Below are 26,900 nucleotides of genomic sequence, written 5' to 3'. Positions count from 1 at the left end.
GCCATGGATCACTACTCTACGCAAATCAATTGCACTAGCTTAAACTCTATTCAACCTCTTGGATTACATGACCCCTCTACTTTAAGGGCAAATCCTACCACCTTCAAATGAGACATGCCCCTTATTTTCTTGTAGCAACTAAAACTCCTGCACTATAAGCATCATATATATGCTCTATTAAAAAATCGTTTGATATTTTCTTGGCTATATATTTGTAATTTTTATCTTCGGATATATTATGATATTCCATTATTATTTTTTTAACATTATCTCTTATAAACGCGTAATCTTCTTCAAATATATCATACTCTGAGCCTTCTATATCCATTTTTAACAAATCAATTGTAGGTAAATTTTCTTGCTTTGCTAGACTGCTGAGTTTTATGGATTCGACATTTTTATTCCCTGTTCGAGAAACAAAAATCGCATCGGGTCTGACAGAGGTATCAATATTTACTGTTCCATCAATATCAGTACATGCTTTTTGTATTATTTTTATTTGAGTTATGTTGTTTATTCTTATATTTTCTTGCAGAATTAAAGTATTTTTTTCAAATGGTTCAAGAGTTATAATGCGGATGTTTTTTAGTGGGTTATTATGTAATAAGTAAATTGAAAATAATCCAATGTTGCCACCTAAATCGATAACTATAGCGTTATTTTCCAGATTAATATGTTTTATTGGATATTCCTCGCCTGTAAAAATTACAACTGCTTCATTGATATCAGAAGATTTAGAGCGGCAGCATAATTTAATATTAGTATTTCTTATTCTATAATAAAATTTTTTTTTTATCCCTAACTTGTCAACTATAATTAAAGGCCAGTTGGAGATGATTTTCGTGGCAATACAAGCTTTCTTGAATTTGTTATGAAAGCCTAGGTGTTTAGTCATTATTAAGTTCTCATTATGTCAAAGCTGTTTATGGTTTCAATTAAAGAAGTTCTGATATTCGTTTGTGGTGAGAACTCTAGTAGTTCACGTGCCTTTGAAAAGTCAGCAAAATTGCGCTCAACCTCTCCAACTCTTTTGGGGTTGCAGATAATAGGGTGGTTGGGTTTTCCTAAAACATCACAAATCATTTTTGCAAGATCAAAAATGCTTGTTTCTTGTCCGCTCGACAAATGAATAGGATGAAATCCAGGTAGGTTTTTATCTAAAGCAGATTTTATGCCTTGACATAGGTCTTCAACATATAGAAAGTCTCTAGTTGCAGTACCATCCCCATAAATTATTATTGGTGAGTTGTTTAATATAGCTTTTATGAAGGCTGTTGTTGCACCTTTTTTATGCTGGCTATTGGGGCCTATAACATTTGCAAATCTTAATGCAGTAATGTTGATTCTATAACTTTCTGCAAATGCACAACAATAGGCTTCTGCACAAAGCTTGCTTGCCCCATAGGGAGATATTGGTCTAGGTATGGATTCTTCATTCACAGGAGGAGCAGCGTTACCAATAAGTGCTCCACCTGTAGATGAAAAAATAATTTGTTTAATCCCTTGATGTCTAGCCTCTTGTAAAATATTGAATGTACCCAACACATTGATGTCAAAATTTTCGCTTGGGTCTTCAACGGAATCAACTACTGAACCATAAGCTGCTAAATGAATAATGGCATCTATGTTATTTAATGCTTTTTTTAATGCTAATCTATCTCTTATATCACCTTCGATTATGTCTATGTCATGTGGTAAATAATGTCTTTGGCCTTTAGAAAAATTATCATAAATTCTTAATTTATATTTTGAGCTATTGAGAATTTTCACAAGATTAGAGCCGATAAATCCAGCTCCACCAGTAATCAGTAAATTTTTCATCTTTTTCCTTTTTAGTGTGTTGCGCCTTCAGCTTGCTTTTTGTTCCAATAGGAAATACAAGGTATTTTTTCAAGATTACAGTTATTGCTATATTTCCTAGCAATATCTATTATCTCTGAAACTAGCCCATCATTTAGTGTGATCGGATTTAGTCCATGCCCTAAAAACTTATTATTTTCGACGTATAGCTCGTTTTCAGCAGCTTCATTCCTTGGGTTTTGTATATAAGCAATTTTTGCTCCAGTTTGCTTGGAAACTATTTCTGCTAGATTTTTTACTGTATGGGTTTCAGTCATTTGATTGAATATTTCAACGCGATCATTTTTATTTGGAGGGTTATTTAATGCAATTTCCAAACATTTCACGGTATCTTTTATATGAATGAATGCACGCGTTTGCCCACCTGATCCATGAACTGTTAAGGGATAACCTATAACTGCTTGCATGAGAAAGCGATTTAAAACTGTTCCATAATCGCCATCATAATCAAATCTATTAATTAGTCGGTCATCAATTAGAGTTTCTTGTGTTTGCGTACCCCATACAATTCCTTGATGCAAATCAGTCACTCTGACTCCATCATTTTTATTATAGTAGGCGAACATTAGTTGGTCTTGTGTCTTTGTTAAATGATATATGCTTCCAGGATTCGCTGGGTAGAGAATTTCTTTCTCAACACTTAAACCTTGATCTGTTTCAAGTTTTATTTTTAGATAGCCTTCTGGAATTTTCATTCCTGATGTTCCATATCCATATACACCCATTGTGCCTAAATGGATTAAGTGAATATCAATACCCGACTCTACTATGGCAGCAAGAAGGTTATGTGTAGCGTTTAAATTATTATCAATAGTATACCTTTTGTGAAAAGAGCTTTTCATTGAGTATGGCGCAGCTCGTTGTTCTGCAAAATGAATAACTGCATCTGGTGTTGTTTCTTTGAGAAGTGTAAGTAGTCGATGATAGTTGTGTGCAACATCGATATTATAAAATTTTATATTTTTCCCTGTTTTCTCTTTCCAGGTTTTCAGCCTTATTCCCATTGGTTGTATTGGGGTCAAGCTATTTGACTCTAATTCATTATCTATGTTTCTACGTGATAGATTATCTATTATGGTTATGTCATGTCCCTTGGATGATAAATATAAAGCAGTAGGCCACCCACAGAAACCATCACCACCTAATATTAGTACTCTCATTTTAACCTCTCTTTTTTCCAAAATAAAGTTTAAGTCTAAAATTAACTGAAAGTGTTAGATCTTTTTCATAAATAGTTTATTAATTAATTTAAAATATAAAATCAATAGTGGGTCATGATTTAGAGGAGTTGAAGTGCTCTGAATCATGAACTATGCTACAGCTGTCACTCGTATGATTTCCACAGGACTAAGTGATGGCTACGATAGCCGTGAAGTATCGTTATTGTGATAGTGAGTTAGTGTACAAATAGGGTCATGCCCGTAGTGGTGAACCTCGTTATCGTTGTCGAAACTGTCAACGCAGTTTCCAAGTGGCTTACCGTTATGAAGGTAACAAAGAAGGTACTCCCGAAAAGATTATCCAAATGGCGATGAACGGCATTAGTGTCCGTGACACCAGTCGAGTGCTAGGGGTGAGTATCACGACGGTGATTGCGCACTTAAAAAAAATTAAAACCCGTCAAGGTCAATCCACAACCGATTCAAGCGATCATGGAGCATCATGAGGTCGAGTTAGGGTGTGAAATAGATAGCAGTGGTCGTTTGTGAGCCATAAAAAGCAGCAGCGCTGGCTGTGGTATGCGTGGCAGCCCCACCTCAAAACGGTGTTAGCTTATGAGTTGGGAACACGAGCGGCTGCGACTTTAACACGGTTGTTGACCTTACTGAGCGCCTTCAAGATTCGAGTCTATTGTACCGATGGTTGGGAGGCCTACCAGCGATTACTACCAGTCGATAAGCATCTAATCACTAAACGCTATACTCAGTCCATCGAGCGGCAAAATCTTAACTTCCAGACCCGCACTAAACGCTTAGCCCGCAAAACCTTGTGCTTCTCGAGGTTCGTTGACATTCATGACAAGGTCATCGGTGAGTTTATTAATCAGATGTTCTTCCACTCTTCTAAATCATGACCCAGTAGTTTTCGTGGATTACGATAATAAGTTCTGAGTATTTTAAAGAATTTTTGGTTGTGTATTTAATTAGTTGAAAGAATGTCTGACAATGTACTGGCCGATGACCTTATTATGGATTTCCACCGACTTCGAAAAGCAAAGAGTTCGCCGTGCGAGATGCTTTAAGTGTGTCCTGAAATTCAGGTTCTGTCGCTCAATGCTCTGGGTGTGTAACGTTTAGTGATCAGATGTTGGTCCTCTGGCAGCAACCGTTCATAAGCCCTCCAATCATCTGTACAATACAAACGGAACGCGAATCGCTCTAGTAAGCCAAGGAGTTGCTTCAAACACTCCTTCACCCGTCGTCCGAAGGTGTACGCAAAGATACGTTTGAAGTGCGGTGACCATGCATACCACAACCAGCGGGGTTCGGATTTCTTCCCCACATACGACCACTGTTCATCCAACTCACACACCAGTTCTAACCCGTGTTCCAAAGCGACCGCTTCTAGCGCTAAGGGATTCACCGGTGCTGGGCTGAGTTTTTTAAATGCCGCACCACGGTCGTTGGACTGACCTTCAGCACCCGACCCGTATTACGAACCCGGAGCGATTCATCGCCATGTCAATGATTTGTTCCACCACGCCAGGACGATTCGCTTCATAACGATAGTTCAACTGAAAACAGTGATGACATCCGCGGCAGCGATAACGCGCTTCTCCAATGGAGGCCTTACCGTGTCGATACACTGCACTCGAACACTTCGGACATAACAGCCATGGATCACTACTCTACGCAAATCAATTGCACTAGCTTAAACTCTATTCAACTTCTTGGATACATGACCGAATTTTGAAGCGGCAACAGCATACTTTATTACCAGGCTATGCTGTACATAGTATGTTTTTATATTCAGTAAAAACGCTACCGCCCTTCTATAACCCATTAAGAGTTTTTTTGAGCACTGGCGTTTATAATTATTTATAGAATATAGAGATATGTTTATTTTTTGGACACTGACACTGATGAGTGGCGTAATGCTATAATAAGTTGTAGGAGAGATCTATAGTAATTGTTCACCTTTTAATTATTCAAATTATTAATGCGGGGATCAATTTGTTTGTAAAATGTATTTTATCTTTCTTTCTACTTAGTAGTACTGCTAAGGCTTTAGAGAATGAGTCCATTTACTTCGCTCCTTTTGAAATAGGAAGAAAATTTATTGTTTCTCAAGGCTTTAATGGCAAGGAAACGCATAATGATGCTGTTAATCGTTATGCTGTAGATTTAGTAATGCCACAAGGAGAGAGTGTTTGCGCGGCTCAAACTGGTGAAGTGCTTGATTTATACGATGGGCGTGGGTGGTTTAGTACAGATTATAAAAAATCTAGTTTTGTGCGTATTGAGCATTCCAATGGAGAAATCACCGATTATCAACATCTTCTACCGGGTAGTATTCAAGTAAGCAGGGGGCAATTACTACAAGCTCATCAATGTTTTGCTCAAGTGGGAAACACCGGTAAGACAACTGGCCCTCATTTGCATTTTGCTGTTTTAAAAGAAAAAAATGGTGAGTTAGTCTCTATACCATTCAAGTTTATTGATCCTCAAGGTAGGGCTTATACTCCAGAGTATCTGCAATGGGTGCGGAATTGATTGGAAAGTATTTGTGTTTTTCGTTAGCTGCTTTTCAGTGGAGTATGCTATAAACTCCCCCTTCAACAAGCATCCCAGCAGGAGAGTGCTTCTTTGAGAAGCCGCCGAAGGCGCATAGCCCGTAAACGCTCAGGCAAAAGGACTGTTGGTGATGGTTGACTCTGGAGAGTGGTGCGGCTGCATCCACCGAAGGGTAGTAACTTATTGTGCTTACAATAAGGAATCTCTCAGGTAGCAAGGACAGAGGGGCGGTAGATAGAGATGATCTGCCGCCCTTTTTTCATGTTAACGGGAGAACGTTATGCAACATACCCCTTTTTACCAAAAGCATCTCGAAGCTGGCGCGAAAATGGTTGATTTCGCTGGCTGGGAAATGCCGATTCATTACGGCTCACAATTACAAGAGCATAGGCAAGTGCGTAGTGATGCAGGCATGTTTGATGTCTCACATATGGTTGTATTAGACCTGCAAGGCGCGCAAGCCAAACCTTATCTACTCAAACTACTTGCTAATAATGTCGATAAACTCAAAGAATCCGGCAAAGCCTTATACAGCTGCATGTTGAATAAGCAGGGTGGGGTGATCGACGATCTACTCGTCTATTATTTGTCGGACACTGCTTATCGGATCGTGGTTAATGCGGGCACTCGCGCCAAAGATTTGGCTTGGATGCAGCAGCAACTACAAGGCTTCGATGTCCAACTCACTGAGCGCTCGGATTTAGCTATGCTCGCCGTTCAAGGCCCGAATGCACGCGCTAAAGTCTTCTCACTTATGCCTGAAAATGAAATGGCTCTCGCTGAACCCTTACAGCCCTTTTATGGTGCACAGATTGGGTCTTGGTTTATCGCACGCACCGGCTACACTGGCGAGGATGGTTTTGAACTGATGTTTCCAGCCGAGCAAGCTAATAAAGTCTGGGATGCTTTAGTTGGTGCAGGTATTCCACCCACTGGTTTAGGTGCTCGTGATACTTTACGCCTTGAAGCCGGAATGAATTTATATGGCACGGATATGGATGAAACCACTTCGCCGCTGGTTTCAGGTCTGGGCTGGACGATTGCTTGGCAACCTACTGAGCGTGAGTTCATCGGTCGTAAAGCGTTAGAAGCAGAAAAAGCAGCCGGCGTGAAGCAAAAGTTTGTCGGTTTAGTATTAGAAGGCAAAGGCGTGCTACGTAATCATATGAAAGTCACTTGTGAGGCAGGTGAAGGTGAAATTACCAGTGGTACTTTCTCGCCCAGTTTAGGTGTTGCGATTGCTTTGGCACGCGTACCTGCTGCATGTGGTGAACGGTGTTCTATTGATATTCGCGGTAAACTTTATCCTGCCAAAGTAGTTAAGCCTGTGTTCGTGCGGCATGGTCAATCGGTTTTAAGTTAATTGTTTAGTTAATTAGGAGATTTCAAATGAGTAAAGTTCCAGCTAATTTAAAATATGCCGATTCCCATGAGTGGGTGCGTGACAATGGCGATGGCACGGTCACGATTGGAATTACTGATCATGCCCAAGCTTTATTAGGGGATTTAGTCTTCGTCGAGTTGCCCGAAGTTGGGGCTAATTTAACGACGGGTACTGAATGTGGGGTCGTCGAATCAGTGAAAGCAGCTTCAGATATTTATGCGCCGATTAGCGGCGAAGTCGTGGAAGTGAATGAAGAATTAGATGGCAGCCCCGAATTAGTGAATAGCGATCCCTATGAAACAGGCTGGATTTTCAAATTAAAGCCCGCCGATGCTAGCGAAGTGGCTGCACTACTCACCGCGGAAGCTTATGGCGAATTAGTCGCTTCCGAAGCTTAATCATTCACTGAGTAATACAAGATGACAAACCAGTTAACCGTTGCTATGACTGATTTAGAGCAGCGTGAGGATTTTATTGCCCGCCATATCGGCCCGACGGAAGCTGATACCAAAGCTATGCTAGCAGTAGTGGGTGCTGATTCTTTAGACGCACTGATTCAAAGCACGGTTCCCGCTAATATCCTCACCAATGCAGCCTTAGCGATGGGCAATAGCCAAACGGAAGCTGCAAGCTTGGCTTATTTAAAAAGCTTAGCAGCACAGAATAAGGTCAATAAGTCTTATATCGGCCTTGGCTATTACGACACGATTGTGCCGCCAGTGATTTTGCGCAATGTAATGGAAAATCCGGGTTGGTATACCGCCTATACACCTTACCAACCGGAGATTTCGCAAGGGCGTTTGGAAGGTTTGCTGAATTATCAGCAAATGGTGACTGACCTGAGCGGCATGGACATTGCTAATGCGTCTTTGTTGGATGAAGCCACGGCTGCTGCGGAGGCGATGAGCTTATGTAAGCGCTCCAGCAAGCTAAAATCCGATAAGTTTTTTATCAGTGATGATGTGTTTCCGCAGACCATCGATGTCTTAAAAACTCGTGCACAATATTTCGGATTTGAGCTGATTATTGGCAAAGTGTCAGAACTGGCACAGCACGAAGTGTTTGGTGTATTGCTGCAATATCCCTCTGCTACGGGTGAAGTGGTCGATATTGAGGCTACCATTAAACAAGCGCATGCACAGAAGGCTTTAGTCTGTGTCGCAGCCGATGTAATGGCGTTAGTGATGCTCAAATCGCCTGGCGAACTGGGTGCGGATGTGGTGATTGGTAATACCCAGCGCTTTGGCGTGCCGATGGGATTTGGTGGGCCACATGCGGCTTACTTTGCGACCAAAGATGCTTATAAGCGTACCATGCCTGGGCGAGTGATTGGCGTGTCGATTGATAGTCACGGCAAGCAAGCCTTGCGTATGGCAATGCAAACTCGTGAGCAACATATTCGCCGTGAAAAAGCCACCTCGAATATTTGTACTGCCCAAGCCTTATTGGCGAATATGGCAGGCTTCTATGCGGTGTATCATGGCCCTGAAGGTTTGAAGAAAATCGCTGGTCGCATTCAGCGTTTAACCTCGATCTTAGCCAAAGGCTTGCAACAAAAAGGCGCGAAACTGCTACATGATACGTGGTTCGATACCATTGTCGTGGAGAGTGCAGGGGCGTATGAACGGGCTTTAGCAGCGGGGATTAATCTGCGCAAAGTATCGGATACGCAAGTCGGGATTAGTGTGGATGAAACTAAAACCCGCGCGGATATTGCCGAATTATTTGATGTATTACTCGGTACAGGGCATGGTTTAACGCTTGATGCACTCGATCAAGCCCTCATGGCAGAAAATGTCACTGGTATTCCAGTTGGCTATCAACGCAGTTCCAATTTCCTCACTCATCCGGTGTTCAATGCCCATCATTCCGAATCGGAAATGCTGCGGTATTTGAAGCGTTTGGAAAATAAAGACTTTTCCTTGGCGCACGGCATGATTCCGCTCGGTTCGTGCACCATGAAATTGAATGCCACGGCGGAAATGATTCCCGTGACTTGGCCTGAGTTTGCCAATATTCACCCGTTTGCACCCAATGAGCAAACCGTGGGCTATCGTGCCATGATTAAGGAATTGGAAGATTGGCTGGTGGAAATTACCGGCTATGATGCGATTTCGATGCAGCCGAATTCGGGCGCGCAAGGTGAATATGCAGGTTTGGTGGCAATTCGCCGTTATCAAGCCAGCATCGGGCAAGGGCATCGTGATGTATGCTTAATCCCCAGTTCCGCGCATGGCACGAATCCAGCTTCCGCTGCGATGGTGAATCTCAAAGTTGTGGTGGTGGAGTGTGATGCGAATGGCAATGTGGACGTGGCCGATTTACGTGCCAAAGCTGAGCAGCACGCGGCGAATTTGTCCTGTTTAATGGTGACTTATCCATCAACACATGGCGTATTCGAGCAGGAAATTGTGGAGATTTGCCAGATCGTACATCAGTACGGCGGGCAGGTTTACATGGATGGCGCGAATATGAATGCGCAAGTCGGTTTGTCCAAACCAGGCAAATTTGGTTCGGATGTGTCGCACCTCAATCTGCATAAAACCTTTGCAATTCCCCACGGCGGTGGTGGTCCAGGCATGGGGCCGATTGGCGTGAAAGCACATCTTGCACCGTTCTTATCCAGCAATGTGGTCAATCCGCCTTTCGATGCACCGGTGGGCAATAGCGCGATTTCCGCCGCTCCCTATGGTAGTGGCTCGATTCTGCCGATTTCATGGACTTACATTAAGCTCATGGGCGCAAATGGCCTGAAACAAGCCACGCAAATGGCAATTCTGAATGCCAATTACATGATGCAGCGCTTGTCTGAGCATTACCCAGTACTATTCCGTGGTGCGAATGGGCGCGTGGCGCATGAATGTATTATCGACATTCGCCCACTGAAAGCCGCGTCCGGCATTACTGAAGAAGATATTGCTAAGCGTTTGATGGATTATGGTTTCCATGCGCCCACTATGTCCTTCCCCGTGGCGGGTACGCTGATGATTGAACCGACCGAATCCGAACCGAAAGAGGAGTTAGATCGTTTCTGCGATGCCATGATTGCGATTCGCGAAGAAATTCGCAAAGTGCAAGAGGGTGTGTGGCCTGCCGATAATAATCCGTTGGTGAATGCGCCGCATACGCTCGATGATCTAACTCAAGCGTGGGAACGCCCTTATTCGCAAACGGAAGCGGTCTTTCCTAAAGGTGTGATTCATACTGCGAAATATTGGCCGACCGTGAATCGAATTGATAATGTCTACGGGGATCGGAATTTGGTTTGCTCTTGTCCGCCGATGGAGAGTTATCGGTAACTAATTTAGGAGGAAGAGCTTATGCTATTCTTCCTATTTCTTTTGTATAAAGCTGAGCTGAAGTATAGTTAGTGAGCTAGTTTTTTAAAAGGATGTTTAAATGAGTGAAGAATTACAGCTTCTACAAAATGTAGTTCGCTTAGGTTGTGATATAGTAATTGATGGCAGAAAGTGGAGTATTGAATCTCTACAGCTTTTAGTTCCACATGCTAAGCAGAGTGGAGCTAAAATTACTTTGCGTTATGCTACAGCCTTGCTCAGAGGCATAGGCAAAACTAAGGTTGAGCTTTTAGCTTCGATAGGAAAAAGTGTTCTTATATTCGATTTTTCTGAGTAAAATCTAGTTTAAAAGTATGGAAGTTAACGGCCTCTTTTGAAAAACTTTTAATTTTTATATCGTAGCAAAGCCTGTATGCTTTCTAACTGATACAGGTTTAAACCCAAACACAATATCCTCTCGCTCAACACCTTGATCTAATAAAGACTGTGCTAAATCTTCCTCCGTTCCATTGTACTGCAACCACACCTTGCCATTCATAATATCCATGTGAATCACAGCACCATAAATACGTCGCCCATTTTGCCAACCTACATACATTAATTGGTAATGATCGTTTTCATTATCAAATAAAAGTTGTGTAGTTACTTCATTAGTAGAGGGTGATAAAGACGCATAGTCCTTCAAAATATATTTAACTGCTTCACGATATTTTTTTAGTTTATCCATTGTGCAATCACCTCATCATCAGGCTTAAACACGATCAATTTGACTTGATATTGCTGCAAAACATCTTGAATAAAAGGCAGTATAAAAAATGAATCGTAAGTTTCTTTAGGAACCGCCAAATACAATACACGGTCAGGTTCTTGCTGCTGTAAAGCAAGTTTGTAATTCATAAATTGCCCAAGAGCAACATGAAACTCGGCTAAATCAGAGGCTTGTAAAAAGCACTTAACCTCAACTGCTATTTTCTCTTGTCCGTTGTCTGCTGCTAGTAAACGCTCTGCACCGAGATCGATGTACATAGAGATAGTGCCAGCTTTGAGCAAGTAAGGATCAGCAGTGACTTGCCAGCCACTTTTCTCTAAAGCGTTGCGTACATGACTATGGTAAATATCACGAGCTGGCATGAAGCATTTCTATAAATTAAGGTACTCTAAAGTCTAGCAAAAGGCTTAGTAGCACGCGAGTCATCCTAACAATCTTTAAAACTGTTTAGCTCCTCCCCCATTTAAGGGAGCTAAAATTCAGCAGTGCACCTTATTTAAGGGAGTTTCCAGCAGCCAGCTTTCACTCATACTCTGCTCCATGGTCACGGACAAAGACCACTTCAAATTAACCTCAGAATTAGGAGTTCAGGTATGAAAATTCGTCATTTGCTTGCTGGTGTTTTGGCTTTAAGTATCACTGCGGTTTCAGGGGCGAGCTTTGCAGATAGCCGTAGCCATACTTATGTGGATTACCCTATCACTAATATTCCTCATCATGGACAACCACGCGTTAATGCCAGTATTGATGTGATTGATTCAGAGGATCTAGGCAGTCGCCCAGCGATGCGTGTGGAGCATCGTGGTGATTACTACAAAAATAGATTCGAAAAACGTTGGGGTAAAGATTGGAAGAAAAAATCACATTATAAAGTGATTGTAGTTAAGCCTGGTGATAGCCTTTCCAAAATTGCAGCACGCTATGGTACTAGTGTGAAACGCTTGATGAAACTAAACAATATTAGCGCTTATGAAGCTAATCATATTGAAATCGGCCAAATGCTGCGCGTTGCTTAATTAATTAAACCTCCTTTCCCTCAGGTGGATTCGGATTCGAGTCCACCTAACTCATTTCATAATTCCTAAATTCTTATTCATAACAATAACTTGCGTTTCTGATTCTAAATCTTAAAATCAAAATAATCTATAATTAAAAACGAATAATAACAAGCAGTTATTTCAATTAAGATCTATTCAAAGTTTGAATTTAAAGACTAAAGATTTATTAAGTTTTAATAAATACTTTGCATTATAAGCTGCAGTCCTACGAAATAAATTCTTATAAAAATGGGCTGCTTTAAATGAAAATAACAAGACTATTACAAAGCTTATGTTTGTCAGTCGGCGTGGCTACTGTGCTCGCTGCTTGTGGCGGAGGGAGTGATTCTTCCAATTCAGGCTCGACGAATCATCAACCTACAGCGGATGCAGGTGCTAATCAAACGGTGCTAGTGAATGCTGAAGTCAGCTTAGATGGCAGTAATAGCAAAGATCCAGACGGTGATGCCTTAACTTATGCTTGGCGGATTATTAGTAAGCCAGCTACTAGCAACAGCAGTTTGAGCAATTCAACTACTATCAAGCCCAAAATTCTGGTGGATAAAGTCGGTGATTATGTTTTAGGTCTGATCGTCAAAGACGGCAGCTTAACCAGTGTTACTGACACGATGATCATTAAAGTTACTGCTAATACAGCCACTAATCATGCGCCGATTGCCCAAGCAGGTGCTGATAGGACAGCTAGTTTAGGACAGGTGATTACTCTAGATGGCTCAGCAAGTTCAGATGCAGACAATGATGCTTTGAGCTATCAATGGACACTGACCACTAAACCAACCAATAGCGCTGCCACTTTAACTACAACTACTGTAGCTAAAACTAATCTGACGCTTGATAAAGCGGGTAAATATATTGCGTCCTTAATCGTCAACGACGGCACGTTGAATAGCGCAGTAGATACCGTTGTACTTACTGTGCCGAGTAGTAATGAAGCGCCTAGCGTGAATCTTGGTGCTGATCGTAATGCAGCCGTCACGACGTTAGGCACTAGTGCTGTGAGCTTACCGGCCACTATCCTAGATCCGAATGGCGATACCTTAAGCTATCAATGGGCGATTCTGAGCAAGCCTACTACGAGTGCCTTGACTAATATCCAAGTGGATGCCCAAGGCAATGGCAGCTTTATTCCAGATGTCTTAGGTAGTTATGAGCTTAAACTAACCGCAAGCGACGGCAGTTTAAGCGGGGCAGATAGCATTATTCTTAATGTCATCAAAGCAAATACTGGTGCACCCATTGCCAGAAGCACGGATAAATATTTGTTGTTAGGTAAAACCATCGTCTTAGATGCCAGTACCAGTTCTGACCCAGATAACGACACGCTCACTTATAAATGGGTCTTAAAATCTGCACCGAGCGCAAGTACTGCTAGTTTATCCTCCCTAACTGCCGTCAAACCTAATTTCACGCCCGATAAATTAGGCGATTATCTGTTTGAATTAACCGTATCGGATGGCTCCTTAACCAGTGAAGCCATAAGCGTCAAAGTCTCGGCGCAGCCAGCGATCAATGGCTTAAACTATCAAGTGATTGATGCTGAATACAGCAAGGCTTTAGATAAAGTCATTATGCTCTCCAGCAGCCCTAATCAATTACATATCTATGATGCCGCAACTAATACCGAGCAAGCGATTAGCTTACCCTTAGTTCCAACTAGCGTTTCAGTTGGGCTGGATGGTTTATATGCAGCAGTGGGGCATGATGCCAATATTTCTTATGTCGATTTGAAAAACGCCAAGTTACTCAAGACTTTACCCGTTGCGGCCAAGGTGCTGGATATTGTGTTAGCAGGGAATGGTTATGCTTATGCTTTCCCTAAAGAAGATCAGTGGCAGGATATTTATTCGGTTAATTTGAATACAGGCGAGGTCACTGGCGGTTCTGGATACACTATTTATGCGGGTACTTTGGCTAAATTGCATCCTAATGGCACTAGCATGTATGGCGCGAACAATGGCTTAAGCCCTGATGATATTGAGAAATACGATATTCAAACCGGTAAAGCTAGCAAGCTCTATGATTCGCCTTATCATGGGGATTATCCAATGTGTGGTAATTTGTGGTTCTCAGAAGAGGGTAAACGCATTTTCACTGCTTGTGGCAATGTGTTCAGGGCGGCTGACTTAAAAGTTCAGGATATGTTGTATAACGGTTCACTGGCTGAACTCACACATATTCAAGATTTAGCGCATTCAGCGACTGCTGCTAAAGTTGCGGCGATTCCTAAGTATGTACAGTACGCTAATCTCAGTGAGTCAGTTGATAATCAGGTCTTAACTTATGATTATGAATATTTAACGCCAAGTGATACCTTCCATTTGCCTTATTTCGTGGTGAATGACAAGGGCTTTATGGGGCATGGCAAATTTGTATTCTTTAATAAAGTTGCAGACAGCTTAATCGTGATTCTCAAAGCGGATGCTAGCTCTGCGATGCTGAACGATTATGGTGTTTATAACTTTAAGCGCTAACTGACCAAGACTAAGCGGCCTGTTAAAATAGGTCGCTTTTCAGGGTTAAGCAGCTTCACACAAGCTTTTTATATCATTCGCAAACGCTTCCACCGTTTCGATTTGCGTATCCCAAGCACACATAAACCGACAGCCGCCCGCTCCAATAAATTGATGAAAACGCCAGCCTTTGGCATGTAAACCTTTAATAATTGGCAGAGGAAGTTCAGCAAAGACTGCGTTGGCTTGCCGTGGAAACATAATGCGCAGCTTAGGTAAATCTTTAATCCGTTGATAAAGTAGCTCCGCCATCGCATTTGCATGCTGTGCATTCTTAAGCCAAATATTATTTTCGAGTAAACCGAGCCAAGGGGCAGATAAATAGCGCATTTTTGAAGCTAATTGCCCTGCCTGTTTGACGCGATAGGCAAAATCTTCAGCCAAGTGCCGATCAAAAAAAACCACAGCTTCACCCACCGGTAAGCCATTTTTAGTACCACCAAAACACAGCACATCAACGCCAGCTCGCCACGTCAATTCCGAAGGATGCACATTTAAAGAGGCAACCGCATTGGCAAAACGTGCACCATCCATCTGTACGGTCAGGTGGCGACGTTTAGCAATCGCGGCAATCGCACGAATTTCTTCAACGCTATACACCGTGCCGACTTCAGTCGATTGGGTGAGTGAGACGACTTTAGGCTTAGGAAAGTGTAGATCGCTGCGTTTGGTAACCATCGCTTCAATAATATTGGGCGTAAGCTTGCCATGCTCCCCTTTACCTACTAAAAGTTTCGAGCCATTCGAGAAAAATTCGGGGCCGCCACATTCGTCGGTTTCAATATGCGCAAGTTCATGGCAAATCACAGAATGATAGCTTTGGCATAAAGCAGATAAGGCTAAGGAATTGGCAGCAGTGCCATTAAAAACGAAGAAAACCTCACAATCAGTTTGGAATAGATCACGCAAGGAGTCACAGACTTTTTGTGTCCAAATATCCTCACCATACGCTAATTCATGGCCGGATTGATTAGCTTGTTGGAAATAATTAAAAGCAGCGGGGCATATACCCGCATAATTATCTGAAGCGAATTGTTGCATCATGGTAACTAGCCTGCTGTGGTGTCAGTGATGCTTTAACTTAGTGCGCGCAAGAAGGGGATTCAAGCAATTTTTAGAACTGCATTAAGCTAGGCTGCCCACAAGAGAAAGTGGTCAGCCACGAGTTGTTTAAAATTTAAAGTTCACGCCCGCATTGTCTGACCTTTAAACCTTTAGGAGCGGCATAGAACTTCACAATATTGTTTAAAGCCATGCCAGAAATGCCTGTTGGATTAGGGGCTTTGTCAATACAAAACTCCATTGTATCGCCTACCATTGAATAGCGATATTCACCGAAGGGAGGGCCACCATCTGTTAAGTACACAGCAATCAAAGCATGACTAGCAAAATTCACTTGGCTGGTAGCACGTTTCACCATTTCATCTGCTAAAGAACTTTTTTTACCTGCAGGAACTTCAGCAACTAATTTTAAACGCTGCAAACTATCTGCTTTTAGGGCATCTGCTGAATTGAAGCTGGCGACACGCTGGCTAAAACCTAAATTTCTTGAGCTATTCGCATTGCTAAAACTAATCGCTGAAAAGATTTGCACCCAATCCATCGGTGCACCCACAGTACTCAAATCAGTATCCAGTTTGATTTCTTTCAGTGCATTTTGCCCAGCAGTGGATTTATTTTTCGTAGGTGTTACTTTAGGTAGTTGAGGCTGAGACACGGCAGGCAGCACTACAGGTTTGGGTGCAGCGGGTAGCTGTGGCGCTGGATGGCTACAGGCGAAGCTGGCTGCACAAATGGGTATAAGTAGGAGGTATGTTTTTTTCATAATTTAGCCCTATTATTATTAAGCCCTGCATCTTACACCTTAAAAATTTATTGAAAATAGCGCGGGAAATAAATTCAATTTATTTCCATTTTTGCTTCTGCTCGCTAAGTTTTAGGTGCTTTCTGCGGCTGACTTAAGACAGCAAGGAGCGGCTAGGCTACAGTAAGAGTACTAGCTGATGCTCAATAGTTTTCAAAGGATGACTCTTGAATAGTACCCAGAATAATCACCCACCTAGGGTGACCTACACCTTAATCGGTTTATGTGTCTTAATCTTTTTTGCTTTAGACGCTACTCGTTTGCCGCAAGCCGATTTGTTAGCTTTATATATTCCCGAAAATCCTAATTTTCAGTATTGGCAGTACCTTACTAGCATGTTTATGCACGGTAGCCTGTCGCATTTATTATTCAATATGCTAGCACTGTGGATGTTTGGGGTGGCCTTGGAGCGGTTATGGGGCTCGCCGCGTTTTTTACTGTTTTATCTAGCTTGTGGGATTGGGGCAGGTCTTATTTATAATGCGATTAATACTTATCAATTTGGGCAGCTAACTCAACAACTACAAGCTTTGGGGTTAACGCCTGAAGATTTACAGCGCTTAGTCACCCGTGGTGAATATCGAGCAAATGTAGCAGGTTTGAGTAAGGAGTTGGTCGGTTATTATTATATTGCCTATAACGTGTCTACGGTAGGCGCTTCAGGTGCGATTTATGGGATTTTAGTCGCGTTTGCTTTCTGCTTTCCGAATACCAAACTGCTTTTCTTATTTGTTCCGGTGCCGATTGCAGCTAAATACTTTGTCCCCGCGATTATTGGTTTAGATTTATTATCAGGAATTACTGGCTTCTCGATTTTCGGGGATAATGTTGCGCATTTTGCCCATGTAGGTGGTGGTGTCGTGGGCTTGATTTTAATGCTCCTATTCGGTTGTGGTGGGGCAAGACGTTTAGAATCGTATTGAAGTAGTTAAAAGCTGTTTGAATGCATTAACTTCAAACAGCAAACACTGGATAATAAGCACTTTGCTTAGCCTAACCATCTCATGAAACCTAGCGAACTCGAAGTTTATTTACATACTCATATTCCACTGACCCGCGCTATGCAAGTTTCAGTGTTGAGCATTGAACCAGCCCAATTGATTCTGCAAGCACCTTTAGCACCGAATATTAACCCGCACCATACCGTATTTGGCGGAAGTGTGGCGACGCTGGCGACCCTTGCAGCTTGGTGTTTGCTACATACCCGTTTAGAAGCAGAAGGTTTGGCGAATAGTTTAGTCGTGCGCCGTAGTACACTCGATTATGACAAGCCGATTGCTGGCGATTTTCAGGCGATTGCTAGTTTAGAAACACCTGAGCAATGGGAACAAGCTGTAAAAATGTTCCAGCAGCGCGGCAAAGCTAAACTAGCAGTCTTATCAGTATTAGAATACCAGCAACAAATAACTGGCCGGTTTCGCGGCGAATTTGTCGCCTTAAAGGCCTAATTGCAGAGAAAAATGAGGAGCAGCCATGGCAAACACGGAAGAAAAATTAGCAGATTTGAAAAGCCGTTTGCTGGAAGTCAGTGATTTAGAAGGTGCGAATGCAGTATTAGGTTGGGATCAATCGACCTATATGCCGAATGCTGGAGCAAATGCACGCGGACGGCAAATGGCGACTTTAGGACGCTTGGCACAGGAGAAATTTACTGATCCAGCTATAGGACAATTATTGGACGATTTGCAGCCTTATGCCGCGAGTTTGCCTTATGAGCATGATGATGCCGCTTTAATTCGTGCCACAGAGCGCCGTTATCAACGGGATACTCAAGTACCGCCCGCGTTTATCGCCCGTTTGTATGCACATGCTGCACAAACTTATCAGGTCTGGGCGGAAGCACGTCCAGCCAATGATTTTAAGCGCGTGCAACCTTATTTGGAGAAAACGCTCGAGTTAAGTCGGCAAATGGCCGAGTTCTACACCGGCTATGAGCATATTGCTGACCCGCTGATTGGTCTTGCTGATTACGGCATGAAGGCTTCCAGTGTGCGCCAAGTGTTTGCGGAATTGCGCAGCCAATTAGTGCCTTTGGTGGAAACTATTACTGCCCAACCTTTAGCGGATGATGCTTGCTTAAAGCAACGCTTCTCTGAAGATGAGCAACTGGCATTTGGGCGCAAGGTGATTGAGCGCTTTGGTTATGACTTTAATAGTGGACGCCAAGATAAAACTCATCATCCGTTTATGACCAAACTGGGCAGTGGTGATGTGCGCATTACCACCCGTGTAAAAGAAGATAGTTTCGCTGAAGCGTTTTTCTCAACCACCCATGAAGCGGGGCATGCGCTTTATGAGCAGGGTGTAAATCCCGCTTACGCGGGTACACCGTTGGATGGCGGTACTAGTAATGGCGTGCACGAGTCGCAATCACGTACTTGGGAAAATTTAGTCTCACGCAGTCGCGGTTTCTGGGAGCATTATTACCCCGAATTGCAGCAAGCTTTCCCTGCACAATTTAAGTCTGTGTCTTTAGATAGTTTCTACCGCGCGATTAACAAAGTAGAGCGTTCGCTGATTCGCACCGAAGCGGATGAAGTGACTTACAATTTGCATGTGATGATTCGTTTTGAATTAGAACTGCAAATGCTCGAAGGTAAGCTTGCCGTGAAAGATTTGCCAGAAGCTTGGCATGCTGCGTATCAAGCTGATCTCGGCATACATGCGCCGAATGACATCAATGGTTGTATGCAAGATGTGCATTGGTACGGCGGGCATATTGGTGGTGTATTCCAAGCTTATACCTTAGGTAATATTCTCTCCGCCCAATTCTTTAGCGAAGCGGTGAAAGCACAGCCAGCAATTCCAAGCGAAATTGCGCAAGGCGAATTTTCTAGTTTACATGGCTGGTTGAAGGAAAATATCTATCAATATGGCAGTAAATATACTGCACCAGAATTGATTGAGCGTGTCACCGGACGTGGCTTAGATATTGCGCCGTATATGCAGTATTTACGCAGCAAATATGGTGAGCTTTATCAGCTTTAAGCTTGCTCGAATCAGCTGCTCTAACGCAGAGTAGCTGATTGCAAATACCCACTGATTTTATCGCAGCGGTTAAACTGTGCAAACTTTTGCAGTTCCACAGTTAAATCACTCCAAAATTCATCGGGTTGTTCAAGTTTGGCTTCTGTCCAAACGCGATTGATGACTAAGCAGCGTTCTTTACGTTCTGCTTTACAGTCTACGCGAGCGACTAATTCACCTTGCCATAAAATCGGTAAAACAAAATAACCGTATTTGCGCTTGGCTTCAGGCACATAGCATTCAATTTGATAATCAAAATCGAAGAGTCTATGTAAGCGCTCACGCTGAATCACGAGATTATCGAAGGGTGAAAGGATTTTGAGCTGAGTTCTGCTAGGAAGATTGAGAAGCTTAAGTTGTTCTGGTGTGCTGAACCAGGTTTGTTCATTAATCTTAAGCTCAATTAATTGACCTTCCGCTAATAAGCGTTTAATGGCTGGTTTGAGTTTAGCTTTAATACCTTTAATTAGATGACCAAAATCAGTGGCTTGAGCTAAACCTTGCGCTTTTAAATAATGCAGGATTAGGTAGTCTAAATATTCTTGTTCGCTGGGTGGGCGCGTGTCGAGGTTAGCTGGCAAAACCCGCTCAGTCAGGTCATAAACTTTATGAAAATTTTTGCGGCAAGGAATCATTAAATCGCCTTGCATGAATAAATATTCCAAGGCGCGTTTACTCGGTTTGCTCTGCCAGTCGGCGGCTTTTTCATTCCTATCAAAGTCTTTAGCCATCAATGGGCCTTCGGTGCGAATCCGCGTTAGCACTTCATCAATGAGTTTATTATCGCGCTCATACCAATGCGCTAAGTGACCATTGAGAAAAGCTTGTTTACGCCAAAGACTAAAGCGGTAATCGCACATCGGTAGATAAGCAGCAGCATGCGACCAGTATTCAAAAATCTGTTTTTTTTCTAAGAGTTGTTCTAGATGCTGCGCTTGATAAGTCGGATTACGTGTCCAGAGGGTATGATGATGAGCACGCTCTACCACCGAAATCGTGTCAATTTGGATATAGCCTAGCTGTTCGATAATTTGCTGAGTAGAGGCTAAGGAGTCTGCATTGGGTGACGAGTTGCTCAAAAGTTGGCTGCTTACAACCAGTTGACGGGCTTCGCTAGGGCTAAGGCTAAAAGGTGGCATAATGGAGTGCTCAAAAGAAGGCTAGGCAGACTATCAAGCTTAGTAAGTTTTATGCTAGTAAATAAAGTTTTCGAACCAGCTTTAAATGTTTATGTACGAATCTAAATCCCAACAGCCAGTTACACGGGCTAAATTTGTCCAGCGCATTGGCGTACATAGTTTATTAGTCGCTTTGATTGTGGCTGGGTCTTTGGGGTTAGGTATAGCCGGTTATATGTATTTCGAAAATTTAAGCGCGATGGATGCTTTTTTGAATGCCGCTATGCTGTTAGGAGGGATGGGGCCAGTCAATCCACCTTTAACTCAAGCAGGTAAGTTGTTTGCTGGTTTATATGCCTTGTATGCGGGCTTAGTGTTTATTGCTACAGCCGCTTTATTGTTCACTCCATTTTTGCACCGAATCTTGCATAAATTTCACTGGGACTTAAAAGATTAAATTTTGATTTTTCTGCAAAAATAGCCGTTTTGTATACTGTTCTGAGCCTTTCTGGGGATAGTTACTTGACAGTTTTTGAGGAGATCAAGCAGGATGAAAGCCTCTATCCTGTTGGTTAGATTTAAATTTCTTTTCACTGAAGATTGTTCAGGATAGCCAAGGTGAAAAGCAGAGCTGCCGAGGAGAAAAGTCATGCCTACCTTTACTAAAGATTCGCCGATCTATACCTATTATCCTGTGTTTAAATGGGGGGTCTATGGCCTTTTGGCTATTAATGTTGTGCTATTTTTTCTGCATGAAACCTTTATTGAGGGGTTAGAAACTTTAGCTTGGGTCGCTTTACTCCTGTTATTTGAATGGGAAACCTCACAACTTGATAAACCTTATATCAATCAATGGGAAAAATACGCCATTCACATCGGGCGCTTTATTGCTTATGTAATTATTCTCTATTCAGCTTATGAGTATGCCACTCCTGAATATCGTGCAGAACATGGTCCTTTAGATATGTATAACTCTTTGACTTGGCTTGGGATTGTTGCGCTCTTAGAGTATGACGTATATGCCAATGGCTTATACGGACGGGTTGAATGGACTATCCGCAATACTATAAAAATTATTCTGTATGCTGCTTTATTCGTCTATGCAGGTATGTGGGCTTATGAAGGCGGGATTTTAGATTTTTATGATGCAACCCTATGGATTATTTGCTTTTTCGCGATTGAGTTGAATATCTTCAAGTTCGAAGAAACGCTGCCTTATAGTGGCGAAGAACAGGTAAAAGATAAATCAGTTAGTTAATTAGTGCTTATAGGTCAAATCTTAAAAGACTTAGTGAGATTACTACGTCTTTTTAGCTTTAGTTGTGGTGGTTTTCTTCGCTGTTGAGCTGGCATTGGTGCTTGAACTCTTTTGACTGCTAGCCCGAGAGCGGCGGTATTTTAAATAGCCCAAATACAAAATAGTTGCTAAAGCAAAAACAAAATAGGGCAGGGAAGAACGCTGATTAAAAATCAGTAGATAGAGTTCATCGATCCAGTCACGCTCTACAGCTTCCACTTGCTTGCTATCTAAATGCTGATAGCGGGTGACATAAGGGTTGTCATTGCCTTGTGCTTGGCGAATGAGTTCATTGCGCTGTTGTTCCCAAGTATCCACCGGATCAAGATTATTCCAAGCAGTAAATAATTGAAGTTGTTGATTACTGAGTGCTAAGTGATAGCGATCCCGCATATAGAAATTAATCCGTGCCACATCGCCGTAGACATTATCAGGGGGTTCTGCAGTGTGCGTTTTAAAGTCAATTTCCATATTAACTTTTGCTCCATAAGCACGTGCTTCACCATTGACCATCCCATAAGGAAAATTAGTCCGATCCCCATTTAGCTCGCCAATAGCGGGTACTAAATTATGCATATCGGCTTCCATTTGCCGAAAGGTGGCGCTGTGATCCCGACAATAAGCGCGTCCACCTTGCTGCCAACATTGCAATTGATGCCCAAAAGTCCAAGCTGGTACTACATGCTCCCACTCAATCCGTTTAGCGCGCTCAGGGTTTTTACGCGCTTGATAGCCGCAAGTTTTCCAATCCGGCACGAGGAGTTTTTGCTGAGCATGAAAACGGCAGCCACTATAAAAGCCAATAGGATGGTCTTTATAAATCTTTTGCGCTAACACCAGTTTCGATTGGCTAAAAGAATAATCACTACTACGTGCTGCTAAGGGAGCTTGCTCTAAACTGGCGATATCTTCATCAATCAAGTCGCCATCTTGGGTCATATAGCGCGGTAGTCCGGCTAAGAAAACTCTGCGCAAAGCTTGTTGGTCAGCGGTATAAACATCGGCTTGTTCATAGCTGAATAAAGCTTGGGCATTAAGAGACGAATTGTTATTGGTTTCAGCTTGAGCTGTTGAAGAAATAACAAAAGCGATTAATAAGAAAAAACAAGAGCGCATAAAGTCAAAGCTTTGGCTGCAAACCTTAAACCTTAAGCTGAATTTTGCAAGGATGCAATGAGTACGGTTGATTAGTTTGAAGTTTGCCGAAAACTAAGAGGTGCTAGGTTAGCACCTCAGTTAAGGCTTAAAGTGGCACTAATTAAGCACTCACCATGCCTAAAGCTGCTTCTACTTGATGGATGAATTGGTTTTCACGGAGATCGTTCTTGTCCGCTGCAGCAATATGCCTCAATACGGCTAAGCATTGGTTTTTTGCTTCAGAGTTGGTGAACAACACACATTGCTGCTGAATAAAAGTTTCAGTTTTCTCGGGTGTTTCTAAAGCCTTACGTACACTGGCAATTTCACGCATAGTAAACATGGTGACATCGGTCACCGAATGCCATTCGATTTTTTGCAGGCTACGATTAAAAGCATCTTGCTCACTGAGGGATAACTTTTTATCTTGGTAGCGTGCTAACAGCATTAAACGCACTAAAGCTTCGTTTTGGGTTTGTTTAGCTAGCTGCTCTTGTTGTTTTAGGGCTGATTTTTTCATCTCTCGACTCTCGACTCTTGTTTGTTATGTTTATTAATTAAGCTAATGAGCTTGGCTCAAGAAAATCCTAATCGACTAGGTAAAATTATACGCAGCTCTTAATAAAACAAGCAAATAAATTGCTTGATATAAAACGAGTTAATTAGCCTGCTTCCCATAGATAGGCATCCATTGCCAAGGCGCCATAAGTCACTTCTGGGGTGAAGCGCTTGAGCTGATCTTCAGCAGTACTTGCACCAAATGCAACGAATAACGGCAGAATGTGGTCTTCTGTCGGATGAGCGGCTGCTCCATAAGGTGCTTGGGTACGATAAGCCACTAGCTCGTCTTCTGCCCGTTGCTGTAATTTTTCAGCTAACCAATCGCTAAATTCTAAAGCAGCAGGTAAAGGCTTAGCCGCACGGGATAACCACCCAAAATTATGCGTTACCGCTCCAGAGGCAATAATTAAAATGTCAGCTGCACGTAGGCTTTGTAAAGCTTGACCTAATTTCACATGCCAAGCAGGCCCTGCTTGAGTTTGAATAGACAGTTGAGCCACTGGAACATCTGCTTTTGGAAAAATAGATAACAAGGGTATCCAAGCACCATGATCCAAGCCGCGTTGCGGGTCGATACGCAATGGCAATTCTGCCTGATTAAAAGCTGTTTGTACTAAAGTCGTTATCTCAGGTGCACCCTCAGCAGGATAGGTCATCCGGTATAAAGGTGCTGGAAAGCCACCAAAGTCATAAATAGTTTGCGGATGTGCGGCTGTACTAAAAGTAGGGGTAGAGGTTTCCCAATGAGCCGAAACCACTAAAATCGCTTTTGGACGCGCTAAATAAGCACCTAATTGCTGCCAACAGACGAGAGTAGGCGCTTGTGTTTGTAAAGCAATATCGGGAGCGCCATGCGAAACAAATAAAACAGGAGTAGACATGTTAACGTCCTCAAATTAGTCAGACGGTTTATTTTACCTTTAACTATAATTTGATAAAACTAGCTTTTAATTAAGTTATTCTTCTCTATAAGTTAATAATAAAGGCTTCCCATTCTAAGGGATGGGGTCGCCAACGATATTGTTTTAACAAAACACGTCCTAACGAGCTGAATTCAACTCCTTCTTGCAATAAACGCTCGCGCTGTTCGGCTGCACCACTAAGTGAGAGCTTAGCTAAGCTAAGTTGGCCTTGGCTATTCACAACTCGATACCAAGGAATATCGGTCTGAGCGCTTAAGGCATTTAAGGCATAACCAACTAAACGCGCATGGCGTGGTAAACCGGCCAAGTTAGCAATGTCCCCATAAGTTGAGACGCTTCCTGCTGGAATTTGCTTAATAACTTCATAAATGCGTGCTTGTTTACTGAGTTTAGACATCTTTAGCTCACTAGTCGGAGCAAGCAGTTTTAAGCAGAGCAGCTCGGTCCAAGAGTTTTAAATAGCCTTTGGTCTCGCTGATAAAGCCTTTACGCTTCCACTCAGAAATAAAACGGCTGACGGTTTCAATGGTTAAGCCCAATAGTTCGCCCATTTCACCTCGAGCTAGGGGTAGAGCAACGCCTTCTGTAGTGATATGGCCACTGTCATACCAATTCACTAAGAAGGAGGCCAAACGTTCGGGAGCTTTCATCACGCCTAGAGCTAACATATGATTTTCAGCAGCGCGTAGATATTGCAACCAGCGCTGGGTCATGGCGGCATCAATCTCAGCATACTGCTTTTTTAAGTGTACGAGTTCAGCAAAAGGTAGGCGACAGACTTCAATGGTGCATAAAGGGGTAGCACTATGACTGTAGTTTTCATCAGCGAACCCATCGAAACCAAATAATTCACCTGCTCCCAGGACTCGGATAATTTGGGTGCGGCCATTAGGTAAACTTTTAGTCAGTTTGATCATGCCTTTCCGCAAGGTATAAGCACTTTGTGCGAGCGCACCTTGATGATAAATAGTTTCACCTGCTTGATAGTGCATTACAGCAGGTTGGAAGTTTTGAATTTGTCCTAAACGCTCTACAGGTAATTCAGCAAAAATACTTAAATGCCGAATCGGACAAGTTGAACAATGGCCTTTACCTTTAATGCTAGACATAGTAGTTCCTAACGCTGTGTAGTGCTGTAAACGAACAATAAGCATAGATCTATAAGGAAAGTCTAACATACTAAAACAGATAGTTTAAAAAACTATAGCTTTTGCCAGTAGCTGCTGCGCCACTAGTCGCTTAAGTTGAAGGCTTACTACTAATGTTTAGCAAGTGAATAGCCTTGTTTATGACAGTATTCCAGTTCGGTTTGTTGTTGAGAGAAGTCTATGTTAAAGCTTATTGTGAGTATTAGTTGTGGGCTAGTGCTAAGTGCTCAGGTACAAGCAGAGATGCGTGTGTCTAGTGTGAAGGCTAATTCAGGGCAAGCAACTAGTGTATCGGCATCTATTGTGATTCGAGTGCATATTCCAGTACGTGCCACACTTAAACTGAGTAGTGATGCTCAGAAGGTTACTAGTGAAACTAATTTACAGCAGAATCAGGGCTTAATCCTTAGTTGCAATAATCAGCAAGGCTTGCCTTTAACTCATTGCTCTACTCGGCAAACAGGACAGGTTTATACCTTAACAACACTCTAGCTTGATTAGTTTTGAGAAAAAACCTACAAGTAGTTGTGGATTCGCAAATTGCTGAGTAGCTTGCCGAAGTCGTTTCACTCTTAAAAAATTAAATTGAAAGTAGAGTGAAAAGGACTGTTTTCAGCTAACTAGGTAGCTACCTCACCTCTCTTCAGAGCTTTCGCAATATAATACCTGGCTGCAGTGCTTCAGAGCTTGACAATTCCAGTAACTGCTGAATGGCTTTAGGCAAATGGAGAGTAAGGTCTAATACCATACTTAACTCTACGTGCATTGCACCAATTTACTGCTGTTTTGAATTGCTGGAACAGACAAAAAGAGGCACAATATCGCAAATTAACATAGGGATTGCAGGGAATGGCAGCCAGTGGCAACACAGGTTTAAAACGGATCATTAAGGCAGGACAATACTCATGGCAGGGCATCCGGGCTGCTTACCAACATGAAGAAGCCTTTCGCCAAGAAGTCTGGATTCTACTGATCGCTATCCCGCTTGCTTTATGGTTTGGAGCTGATGGTTTAGAGAGGGCATTACTGATTGGTAGTATTTTTTTGCTACTAATTGTTGAGCTGTTGAATTCAGCTGTTGAAGCAGTAGTTGATCGAATCGGTGTTGAGCGTCATGAATTGGCCGGTCGAGCTAAGGATATGGGTTCAGCAGCAGTCACAATTGCCATTATAAATGCAATTGTACTCTGGCTAGTTGTGCTTTTTTGATA

The 26,900-nt window shown here is 42.5% G+C and carries 29 protein-coding genes, 1 pseudogene and 1 riboswitch; of the genes and pseudogenes, 16 read left to right on the top strand and 14 right to left on the bottom strand.

What is annotated here, in order from left to right:
* Positions 1–121: 121 nt before the first annotated feature.
* Genes Q0230_RS07820 through Q0230_RS07810 form a run of 3 tightly spaced genes read right to left on the bottom strand, consistent with a single transcriptional unit; the run spans position 122 to position 3,020 of the window.
* Positions 122–895, bottom strand: coding sequence for an FkbM family methyltransferase (locus Q0230_RS07820; RefSeq protein ID WP_298609336.1), 774 nt, complete (start codon positions 893–895; stop codon positions 122–124).
* 2 nt (positions 896–897) lie between these two features.
* Complete coding sequence (locus Q0230_RS07815) at positions 898–1,821, bottom strand: NAD-dependent epimerase/dehydratase family protein (RefSeq protein ID WP_298609335.1); 924 nt, start codon at positions 1,819–1,821, stop codon at positions 898–900.
* An 11-nt stretch (positions 1,822–1,832) separates the two neighbouring features.
* On the bottom strand, positions 1,833–3,020 hold the full coding sequence (locus Q0230_RS07810; protein ID WP_298609334.1) for an NAD-dependent epimerase/dehydratase family protein: 1,188 nt from the start codon (positions 3,018–3,020) through the stop codon (positions 1,833–1,835).
* Positions 3,021–3,331: 311 nt separating this feature from the next.
* On the opposite strand from Q0230_RS07810, the gene Q0230_RS07805 reads away from it, so the two are divergent.
* Complete coding sequence (locus Q0230_RS07805; RefSeq protein ID WP_298609332.1) at positions 3,332–3,526, top strand: IS1-like element transposase; 195 nt, start codon at positions 3,332–3,334, stop codon at positions 3,524–3,526.
* 39 nt (positions 3,527–3,565) lie between these two features.
* Positions 3,566–3,934 carry an IS1 family transposase gene (locus Q0230_RS07800; RefSeq protein ID WP_298609331.1) on the top strand — a complete coding sequence of 123 codons (369 nt, stop codon included), beginning with the start codon at positions 3,566–3,568 and terminating at the stop codon, positions 3,932–3,934.
* Between the two features lie 69 nt (positions 3,935–4,003).
* Here the strand turns inward: Q0230_RS07800 and Q0230_RS07795 are convergent.
* A pseudogene (locus Q0230_RS07795) lies at positions 4,004–4,693 on the bottom strand (IS1 family transposase).
* Positions 4,694–5,033: 340 nt separating this feature from the next.
* Here Q0230_RS07795 and Q0230_RS07790 point away from each other — a divergent pair.
* The 5 genes from Q0230_RS07790 (at position 5,034) to Q0230_RS07770 (ending at position 10,614) form a co-directional block, all read left to right on the top strand.
* Positions 5,034–5,573 carry a M23 family metallopeptidase gene (locus tag Q0230_RS07790; protein ID WP_298609330.1) on the top strand — a complete coding sequence of 180 codons (540 nt, stop codon included), beginning with the start codon at positions 5,034–5,036 and terminating at the stop codon, positions 5,571–5,573.
* A gap of 68 nt (positions 5,574–5,641) precedes the next feature.
* Positions 5,642–5,728: riboswitch (glycine riboswitch) on the top strand.
* A gap of 146 nt (positions 5,729–5,874) precedes the next feature.
* A complete protein-coding gene (gene gcvT, locus Q0230_RS07785) occupies positions 5,875–6,957 on the top strand; it encodes a glycine cleavage system aminomethyltransferase GcvT (protein ID WP_298609329.1) in 1,083 nt (360 codons plus the stop codon).
* A 26-nt stretch (positions 6,958–6,983) separates the two neighbouring features.
* Entirely contained in the window at positions 6,984–7,376 is a 393-nt protein-coding gene (gene gcvH / locus Q0230_RS07780) for a glycine cleavage system protein GcvH (RefSeq protein WP_298609328.1), read from the top strand.
* Between the two features lie 21 nt (positions 7,377–7,397).
* A complete protein-coding gene (gcvP, locus tag Q0230_RS07775) occupies positions 7,398–10,277 on the top strand; it encodes an aminomethyl-transferring glycine dehydrogenase (RefSeq protein WP_298609327.1) in 2,880 nt (959 codons plus the stop codon).
* 100 nt (positions 10,278–10,377) lie between these two features.
* The gene (locus Q0230_RS07770) at positions 10,378–10,614 is read left to right on the top strand and encodes a hypothetical protein (RefSeq protein ID WP_298609326.1); all 237 of its coding nucleotides are present in this window, start codon (positions 10,378–10,380) and stop codon (positions 10,612–10,614) included.
* 54 nt (positions 10,615–10,668) lie between these two features.
* Here Q0230_RS07770 and Q0230_RS07765 read toward each other — a convergent pair whose 3' ends face one another.
* Positions 10,669–11,004, bottom strand: a complete 336-nt coding sequence (locus Q0230_RS07765; RefSeq protein WP_298609325.1) for a XisI protein — start codon at positions 11,002–11,004, stop codon at positions 10,669–10,671.
* A complete protein-coding gene (locus Q0230_RS07760) occupies positions 10,992–11,408 on the bottom strand; it encodes an element excision factor XisH family protein (protein WP_298609323.1) in 417 nt (138 codons plus the stop codon). Before Q0230_RS07760 ends, Q0230_RS07765 begins: the two co-directional genes overlap by 13 nt.
* Before the next feature lie 231 nt (positions 11,409–11,639).
* Between Q0230_RS07760 and Q0230_RS07755 the strand changes: the two genes are divergently transcribed.
* Both Q0230_RS07755 and Q0230_RS07750 read left to right on the top strand, forming a co-directional pair.
* A complete protein-coding gene (locus tag Q0230_RS07755; protein WP_298609322.1) occupies positions 11,640–12,062 on the top strand; it encodes a LysM peptidoglycan-binding domain-containing protein in 423 nt (140 codons plus the stop codon).
* A 284-nt stretch (positions 12,063–12,346) separates the two neighbouring features.
* Entirely contained in the window at positions 12,347–14,575 is a 2,229-nt protein-coding gene (locus Q0230_RS07750) for a PKD domain-containing protein (protein ID WP_298609321.1), read from the top strand.
* Positions 14,576–14,620: 45 nt separating this feature from the next.
* Here the strand turns inward: Q0230_RS07750 and Q0230_RS07745 are convergent, their stop codons facing one another.
* Positions 14,621–15,658, bottom strand: a complete 1,038-nt coding sequence (locus Q0230_RS07745; RefSeq protein WP_298609320.1) for a low specificity L-threonine aldolase — start codon at positions 15,656–15,658, stop codon at positions 14,621–14,623.
* Between the two features lie 133 nt (positions 15,659–15,791).
* Positions 15,792–16,439, bottom strand: a complete 648-nt coding sequence (locus Q0230_RS07740; RefSeq protein ID WP_298609318.1) for a hypothetical protein — start codon at positions 16,437–16,439, stop codon at positions 15,792–15,794.
* Between the two features lie 206 nt (positions 16,440–16,645).
* On the opposite strand from Q0230_RS07740, the gene Q0230_RS07735 reads away from it, so the two are divergent.
* The 3 genes from Q0230_RS07735 to Q0230_RS07725 all read left to right on the top strand — a co-directional run bounded on the left by Q0230_RS07735 (position 16,646) and on the right by Q0230_RS07725 (position 19,466).
* Positions 16,646–17,401, top strand: a complete 756-nt coding sequence (locus Q0230_RS07735; RefSeq protein ID WP_298609317.1) for a rhomboid family intramembrane serine protease — start codon at positions 16,646–16,648, stop codon at positions 17,399–17,401.
* An 81-nt stretch (positions 17,402–17,482) separates the two neighbouring features.
* Positions 17,483–17,926 (top strand): YiiD C-terminal domain-containing protein, encoded by a 444-nt coding sequence (locus tag Q0230_RS07730; protein ID WP_298609316.1) that lies wholly within the window; start codon positions 17,483–17,485, stop codon positions 17,924–17,926.
* Positions 17,927–17,951: 25 nt separating this feature from the next.
* Positions 17,952–19,466 carry a carboxypeptidase M32 gene (locus tag Q0230_RS07725; RefSeq protein WP_298609315.1) on the top strand — a complete coding sequence of 505 codons (1,515 nt, stop codon included), beginning with the start codon at positions 17,952–17,954 and terminating at the stop codon, positions 19,464–19,466.
* Positions 19,467–19,486: 20 nt separating this feature from the next.
* On the opposite strand, the gene Q0230_RS07720 is transcribed toward Q0230_RS07725, so the two are convergent.
* A complete protein-coding gene (locus Q0230_RS07720) occupies positions 19,487–20,584 on the bottom strand; it encodes a crosslink repair DNA glycosylase YcaQ family protein (protein WP_298609314.1) in 1,098 nt (365 codons plus the stop codon).
* A gap of 145 nt (positions 20,585–20,729) precedes the next feature.
* Here Q0230_RS07720 and Q0230_RS07715 point away from each other — a divergent pair, with 145 nt between their 5' ends.
* Both Q0230_RS07715 and Q0230_RS07710 read left to right on the top strand, forming a co-directional pair.
* Positions 20,730–21,080: a hypothetical protein gene (locus Q0230_RS07715; protein WP_298609313.1), complete on the top strand. Its 351-nt coding sequence runs from the start codon at positions 20,730–20,732 to the stop codon at positions 21,078–21,080.
* A gap of 192 nt (positions 21,081–21,272) precedes the next feature.
* Positions 21,273–21,881, top strand: coding sequence for a hypothetical protein (locus tag Q0230_RS07710; RefSeq protein WP_298609312.1), 609 nt, complete (start codon positions 21,273–21,275; stop codon positions 21,879–21,881).
* A 42-nt stretch (positions 21,882–21,923) separates the two neighbouring features.
* On the opposite strand, the gene Q0230_RS07705 is transcribed toward Q0230_RS07710, so the two are convergent.
* From Q0230_RS07705 to Q0230_RS07685, 5 genes are all read right to left on the bottom strand, one after another.
* On the bottom strand, positions 21,924–23,036 hold the full coding sequence (locus Q0230_RS07705) for an endonuclease (RefSeq protein WP_298609311.1): 1,113 nt from the start codon (positions 23,034–23,036) through the stop codon (positions 21,924–21,926).
* Between the two features lie 142 nt (positions 23,037–23,178).
* Positions 23,179–23,577 carry a hypothetical protein gene (locus tag Q0230_RS07700; protein ID WP_298609310.1) on the bottom strand — a complete coding sequence of 133 codons (399 nt, stop codon included), beginning with the start codon at positions 23,575–23,577 and terminating at the stop codon, positions 23,179–23,181.
* A 142-nt stretch (positions 23,578–23,719) separates the two neighbouring features.
* Complete coding sequence (locus Q0230_RS07695) at positions 23,720–24,499, bottom strand: class III extradiol ring-cleavage dioxygenase (RefSeq protein WP_298609309.1); 780 nt, start codon at positions 24,497–24,499, stop codon at positions 23,720–23,722.
* An 85-nt stretch (positions 24,500–24,584) separates the two neighbouring features.
* Complete coding sequence (locus Q0230_RS07690; RefSeq protein WP_298609308.1) at positions 24,585–24,938, bottom strand: MGMT family protein; 354 nt, start codon at positions 24,936–24,938, stop codon at positions 24,585–24,587.
* Positions 24,939–24,948: 10 nt separating this feature from the next.
* Positions 24,949–25,650, bottom strand: a complete 702-nt coding sequence (locus tag Q0230_RS07685; protein WP_298609307.1) for a Crp/Fnr family transcriptional regulator — start codon at positions 25,648–25,650, stop codon at positions 24,949–24,951.
* Positions 25,651–25,869: 219 nt separating this feature from the next.
* On the opposite strand from Q0230_RS07685, the gene Q0230_RS07680 reads away from it, so the two are divergent.
* Complete coding sequence (locus tag Q0230_RS07680; protein ID WP_298609306.1) at positions 25,870–26,181, top strand: hypothetical protein; 312 nt, start codon at positions 25,870–25,872, stop codon at positions 26,179–26,181.
* Between the two features lie 357 nt (positions 26,182–26,538).
* Positions 26,539–26,898 carry a diacylglycerol kinase gene (locus tag Q0230_RS07675; RefSeq protein ID WP_298609305.1) on the top strand — a complete coding sequence of 120 codons (360 nt, stop codon included), beginning with the start codon at positions 26,539–26,541 and terminating at the stop codon, positions 26,896–26,898.
* Positions 26,899–26,900: the final 2 nt, after the last annotated feature.

This window comes from uncultured Thiothrix sp. (assembly GCF_937876535.1).
GTDB lineage: Bacteria > Pseudomonadota > Gammaproteobacteria > Thiotrichales > Thiotrichaceae > Thiolinea.
Note: the sequence above shows the minus strand (reverse complement) of the source record. Positions and strands in the feature narration are given on the sequence as shown.